The 5003-nt window shown below is 59.9% G+C and carries 4 protein-coding genes and 1 pseudogene; 4 read left to right on the top strand and 1 reads right to left on the bottom strand.

The window, feature by feature from the left end; genetic code table 11:
• Positions 1 to 7: 7 nt before the first annotated feature.
• A pseudogene (locus Y704_RS23085) lies at positions 8 to 241 on the top strand (integrase core domain-containing protein); the annotation flags it as partial.
• An 808-nt stretch (positions 242 to 1049) separates the two neighbouring features.
• Here the strand turns inward: Y704_RS23085 and Y704_RS0102020 are convergent.
• On the bottom strand, positions 1050 to 1385 hold the full coding sequence (locus tag Y704_RS0102020) for a hypothetical protein (RefSeq protein WP_026548887.1): 336 nt from the start codon (positions 1383 to 1385) through the stop codon (positions 1050 to 1052).
• A gap of 131 nt (positions 1386 to 1516) precedes the next feature.
• Between Y704_RS0102020 and Y704_RS22520 the strand changes: the two genes are divergently transcribed.
• From Y704_RS22520 to Y704_RS0102035, 3 genes are all read left to right on the top strand, one after another.
• Positions 1517 to 2227, top strand: a complete 711-nt coding sequence (locus tag Y704_RS22520; protein WP_026548888.1) for an 8-oxoguanine DNA glycosylase OGG fold protein — start codon at positions 1517 to 1519, stop codon at positions 2225 to 2227.
• Between the two features lie 508 nt (positions 2228 to 2735).
• The gene (locus Y704_RS0102030) at positions 2736 to 3317 is read left to right on the top strand and encodes a recombinase family protein (protein ID WP_026548889.1); all 582 of its coding nucleotides are present in this window, start codon (positions 2736 to 2738) and stop codon (positions 3315 to 3317) included.
• A 191-nt stretch (positions 3318 to 3508) separates the two neighbouring features.
• A complete protein-coding gene (locus tag Y704_RS0102035) occupies positions 3509 to 4462 on the top strand; it encodes a GIY-YIG nuclease family protein (RefSeq protein ID WP_216698931.1) in 954 nt (317 codons plus the stop codon).
• Positions 4463 to 5003: the final 541 nt, after the last annotated feature.

Raw genomic sequence — 5003 nt, forward strand, 5'->3', positions numbered from 1 at the left:
CCCTTAGACCGGTCAATGCTGGGACAACGCCGTCGCGGAGTCTTTCTTCTCCACCCTGAAAAATGAGTTCTACCACCACTACAGCTTCCAAACCCACAAGGCCGCCAGGACGGCCGTCATGCGCTATATCGAGGTGTTCTACAACCGGTGGAGACCCCACACCATAAACGCCGGACTACCGCCGGCAACGGCACTGGCCAACTACCGTCAAAACCAGCTGCAGCAAAAGACTGCCGCTTAACCCGAAAAACGACTATCCCGTGTCTCACTTACTTGACACACCTCATTCATTCAATCTGTCCCCGACAACGGTATAGTCCGGCACCGTCTTACATCTGGAAGTAGGCCCGCGAAGCCTGACGAAGGCTTACTAAGTGTGCTGGAAGCCCGCGTCCCGATCGTTCTCCTCGCGGCCGTTTCACCCGATCGCATTGAGGACCCCGCTGGGATCACCTATCAGGCGATCTTTCCGGTCTACATTCACCGGTATACCCGTCGGGACACATCATTTGAATTCGACGTAAGCCAGGCATACACGCTCGACACCCCGGCAGGAACAATGCCTCATGCTCAGGTGTACGAACGGCGGTGGTCACCCGGGGTAGTACAGCGCCGCTTGCACCAACCCTTGTTCCGCCGAGACGTACTGGCCGCATATCAGGCGCGGTGTGCTGTCTGCGGGTTGGACGTTCTCGAGCTGCTGGACGCCGCGCATATCGTGCCGGACCGGCATGAGTTGGGTGTTGCTTGGGTGAGGAACGGGATGGCCCTGTGTAAGAACCACCACGCGGCATTCGACGCTGACCTGCTGGCAGTGTCCTCCGACCTGACGATCAGGGTTGCTCCTCCACTGCTGTCTGCTGCCGCACACCGATCGGCAACCCGTGACGCTGTGTCGAGCCTTGACGGCACTCCCCTGACCACGGTGCCCGCGGCTGAGTATCTACGGCCGGATCCTAAGCTTCTCTCCCGCAGGTTTTTGGATTTCGAGCGGAAATGGTCGGTCCCGCCTACCCCCTAGCGAGCGTAGGCGGGACCGATAAAAATTTCTAGACGTAGGAGATGGGGTTTTGTGACTTCGAGACGTGACTGGCGACAGAACCAACCCGCTCATCGCCCTTGAGGAGATCACCGATGATTTCGAGGCGATTCCCGTGCTTGATGAGCCCCCTCATCGTTGCGACAGCCAGGATCGTTCCTTCGCTGTTGACGATCTGCACTTCGTCTTCGTCGATGGCGCGGCTGGCTTTCATCACCCAGCAGCCGCGGCCGGCTTCCCACGCGTCTTCCTCGGACATTCCAGGGGTGTATCCAACCCAGGTGCGGCCCATTTGATCCTGTGTGGGGTCGACGGACTGGTAGGCGGCGATCTTGATCTGCAACATGATTTCTCCTACTCGGCAACTTGTTAACTGTGTAATAAGTATGTAGGGAACGTAAATACATGTCAACAAGTACTCAAGTTATAATTGTAGGTAGGACGATGTTAGTCAGTTCCGCACCTTAGAGTCGTCTCATGATCAATGAGAAAGCACCGCTGCCCGATGACGTTCTGGCCAAGCTGCCTGGTACAGAGACGGTGCTAGGTCATGCTGTTGCCGTTGATGGTGAGCGCTGGCGGCGCGCTCTTTCTGATCGGGGACTTCCCGCGATCGCCGGGAAGCTCGCTGGTGCCGGCCGAACCACGGTGACGCGTCAGGAAGTGTTCAACCTTGGAGACCAAGATCCCACCGTAGAAAACGCCTTCCAGCTGCTCTACTACTCCCTCGCCTGGGGGCTCGGAACACGAGCATCCCGATTGCACCAACGGCTGGACGGACTCGCCAAACATCAGGACACCGCCGGTGAACTCCTCGTATCCGCGTGGACCTCCGTCAGGAACGGCGCCCCAACTACGGACGCCTATAGCCTCCTGACCACCAAGCGGGGCGCCGGACGGATCCCGTGGTTCGGGCCGGCGTTCTCAACCAAGCTCCTCTACTTCGCCCAAGGCAGCGTGACCAAACCCAGACATCTGATCCTTGATCAGGTGGTCTCCCGAAACCTCCGCCAGGACGCATGGCCGCAGGCACCCACGGCCGGGTGGTGGCCCGAAACCTATCAGCGATACTGCACCCTCCTCACCCGCTGGGCGGCACAGGCCTCCGAGCATTCCACCGTGCAGCGAACGGTCAGGGCGGACGAGATCGAACTGGCTCTCTTCAGACGCCACCGCCCCACCACCTGATCTAGTCGGTGTTCCTCGGCACAGTCGAGCAGGACACGCTGTAGCGGTTGGCTGCCTAAGCGGGACGATTTTATGGGCGGGATATACGCGAATCGATGAGGCCAGGTTCTATGTGACTGTCAGTTGGAAATGGCGGGTTTTTGACAGTTCATTTGGCGGTTCCGGACCTCATCCCGCTAACCGCTTACTACGTCATGCGGGGAAATCCCGGAGCCGACGTCATCAGGAACCGCCATTCCCAACTGTAGAAAAGCCGCCAGACGAAGTTAACAGTTACAGTCTGGAGTCAACCAAACCTTCAGCAGTCCCCAACGTCACCAGATAAGTCTCATAACCCTAGGGATACGAGACGTCTCACCGCCGGGATCGCCGCCGCGACGGTGGTGGTCCACTTCTCCCGGAATCGTGAGAGTTCTTCCACGTCCGGCGATTCTCATAGCTATGTCTCGAAACCTTCTGGTTGAATCGGTGTATTCATCGTTACTTATGAGACACATCGGAGCATCCCATGACGAAACTGATCGGCTACGCACGAGTTTCGACGCGGCAGCAGTCCACCGATCGGCAGCAGGCAGATCTACTGGCCGCCGGCGTCCGACGTGATGACCTCTATGTTGATCACGGTGTGTCTGGGGCGCGAGCTTCGCGACCCCAGTTCGATCGGGCACTCGACGCGCTAATCAGTGGCGACACCATCGTCATTACGACGCTGGACCGGCTCGGCCGATCAACCCAGAACATGCTCGCCTTCGCTGACGAACTCCGCGGTCGGGGTGCGGGCCTGAGGGTCTTGAACCTCGGTGGTGGCGACGTCGACACCTCGACGCCCATGGGGTCGATGCTGTTCACGGTCATGGCCGCTCTCGCGCAAATGGAACACGAAATCAAACGTGAACGGGTCACCGATTCAATTAGCAAACGCAGAGAAGCTGGAATGGACTTGGGCGGCCGACCCCGCCGGGTAACTGAAAGTCAGATCCGAAGCGCTGTCCGCCTGGTCAAAGGCGGCGAGCCCGCTGCGCAAGTTGCCCGGGATCTCGGAATGTCCCGAGCAACGTTTTATAGACGGTCGCGAGCCCTCACGGACTAGAGAGCATGTCCCCCAACGCCTGAGCTGATGGTCCTGCGATGTTCTGGTCTCGGCTGCAGTATGACCGTGTCATGGCTTTGCTCGCAGGTGATGACCTCCTAGACCGGCAGACCGTGTGCGTTCATGGCGAGATTGGCCTTCCTGGCCAAGTCGTCAAGGGAACGCCCGGGCCGGTGGCATATGGTGTCCCCGTGTCTGATCTGGAATTCGTTGCTGTCCACGAGCCGGCGGAAACGGCGGTCCTTGCCGGACCGGCTTCTCGTGCGTCCCTCACCCTCGGTCATGTGCTCACTGGCATGGGTGCTGACCATGGACCGGCGGCCCGACTGGAGGATATGCACGTCATCCGCCACACCTTCAAGCCCGGCGACCCTGGTGTGCTGCGTGGGCCGGAGGACCTGACCGAGGAACGAGTCCTTGCCTATACCAGGGAGCAGGACGTATCGCCCCGGCGCTTCCCCTCAGATCCTCCCCGATACTGGGTGATTTTCGTTGCCGACGGCCAGCACCGGTCCCGTCTGTGGGGTACCTTCGAGAACCATGGTGAGGTAGTCGAACAGCGCACTGAGTCGAACCGGTTCTTCGACCTACGTCCGACAGGATTTCTTGCACCCCTCAACGACCGGCTCGTTATCGAATGGGACACTCCCCGCAGCTGGCACCGGAGCGCCGCCTCTGCCAGTGCCGTGCGCCTGCCTGTGTTAGAGATCGCTGACCGGGACAAGGTCGAATTCCCTGGGTTCGACGGCGTGCTGCTCACTTATCACCAACTGTGCGACATGGTTGAAGATCCCCGGTACGCCGACTGGCGCGCTGCACTGTCAGAGGTCCAAGGGATTTACCTCATCACAGACTCCACCAACGGCAAGCAGTACGTCGGCAAGGCCGACGGCGCCGAACGAATCCTTGGCCGGTGGACAGCCTATGCTCGCGACGGTCACGGCGGGAACGTCGCCCTCCGCGAGCTCGCCCACGCCAGCGCAGCTGGGGAAGTCGCAAAGACTAAGACGGACCATGCCCGACACTTCGTTTTCAGCCTTCTCCGCGTCTTCGGGCCCAGCACACCCTCGTCCGAGGTGAACTCAGCCGAGTCCCACTACAAAGCAGCTCTGATGACACGCAAATTCGGCCTCAACAGGAACTGATCGAGCCGCCGGCCACTCCGACTACGGCTCCAGTTCAGACCAGCCAACCATCATTCAGCCGCCGTACCGAGAGGCACCACGGTCCAGGGCGCAGACTCTGGCACACGCAGTGGTCCCGATCCCCACTCCCCCGGTCGCATTAATGGTCACTCTCCCTTCTGTTGAGAACAACCTCTTCGAGACGCGATGTTGAGACGAAGCGAGGACCCGGCAACACTGCGAAGGCCGGGTCTCGACGAACCGCCGGCGGGGTGTCCGCCGGATCCTGATAAAGGATCCTTTGCTGAGATGACAACTGGCCATGCCGGTCGCGGTTGTAGCACCGATGGATATGAGCCGTGTCGCGCCGGGCCGCGTGTTTAGGCGTAGGAGTATACGCAGAGGAACTGCAGGTCACCGGAACCCGAAACTTTCCGCCGACTTCGAGGTGAAATAAGCGGCTCATCGTAATTGAGGGTGTAGGTGGGGTCTGAAGCCGCCTGATTCGAGCAGGCTGCGGGCGATGTAATTGGTGAGGTTACGGAAGCCGAGGGCCGAGCCG

Origin of the sequence: Arthrobacter sp. Br18 (genome assembly GCF_000520555.1) — a bacterium.
GTDB lineage: Bacteria > Actinomycetota > Actinomycetes > Actinomycetales > Micrococcaceae > Arthrobacter_D.